The following is a 1,109-nucleotide window of genomic DNA, read 5'->3' as shown; positions in this document are numbered from 1 at the left end:
TCAGTTATCCTAAGATAAAGTAATTTAAGTAGTGAATTTTCATTAGGAAAAGCTCCTTTTTTAGTTACTTTTCTAAAGCTTGAATTAACACTTTCAACAGCATTTGTTGTATACATTATTTTTCTTACTGCACTTCCATAATTAAATAATTGTTCAACATGTAAAAAGTTTCTCTTCCATACATCTATAGCTCCAGGATATTTAGACCATACTTGTTGGAACCTTTCAAATTCAGCGATAGCTGCTTTTAAACTAGGAGCACCATAAATTTTCTTTAAGTGAGATGTAAATGCTTTGTATTCTTTACTAGGAACATATTTTAGAGAATTTCTGATTAGATGGACTATACATCTTTGAACAATAGTATGCTTAAATATAGATTTAGCTCCGTCTTCTAAACCACTAACCCCATCCATACAGATGAATAAAATATCTTCTACGCCACGAGTTTTTAACTCATCAAATATTTGCATCCATGTATGCTTATTTTCAGTTTCGTTGATCCATAGCCCCAGGATATCTTTTACACCATCAACATCATATCCTAAAATCGTATAAATTGCGCAGTTTTTAACTTCGTAATCCTTGCGAATAGTAACATACAGGCAGTCTACAAATAAGAAAGTATATAATTTTTTTAAGGGTCTATTTTGCCATTCTTCAAGATGTTCAAGCACACTATCAGTAATTTGAGATATTGTTTCATGAGATATTTCAAACCCATAAATATCTTCTATAGTATCTGAAATATCACGTTGGCTCATTCCTTTAGCATACATAGACAGCACTTTATCTTCAATTCCAGAAACATCCTTGCAACGTTTTGGAATTAATTGTGGTTCAAATGTCGCTTCGCGGTCACGAGGGACATTGATAGAAACACTACCATTAGTAGTTTTTACAGTTTTTTGTGAATAACCATTTCTACGATTAGTTGTATTCTTTGGATTATGATTATTATTTTCATAGCCTAAGTGACTATCCATTTCGCCTTGAAGCATGGCTTCAAACATTGGTGCAAAAATATCTTTAAGAGCATCTTGCATATCTTCAACCGTTTCAGGTTGATATTGTTCAAGTATTGCATTTACTAGTTCATTTTTCTTAGA

1 protein-coding gene is annotated in these 1,109 nt (G+C 31.9%); it reads right to left on the bottom strand.

What is annotated here, in order from left to right; translation table 11 throughout:
- The coding region (locus tag K0040_RS19800) for an IS256 family transposase (RefSeq protein WP_228110409.1) at positions 1-1,109 on the bottom strand (1,109 nt) is incomplete at both ends.

This window comes from Terrisporobacter petrolearius (genome assembly GCF_020748185.1).
Lineage (GTDB): Bacteria > Bacillota > Clostridia > Peptostreptococcales > Peptostreptococcaceae > Terrisporobacter > Terrisporobacter petrolearius.
The sequence above is the reverse complement of the archived record's forward strand: the minus strand, read 5'-3'. Positions and strand labels throughout refer to the sequence as shown.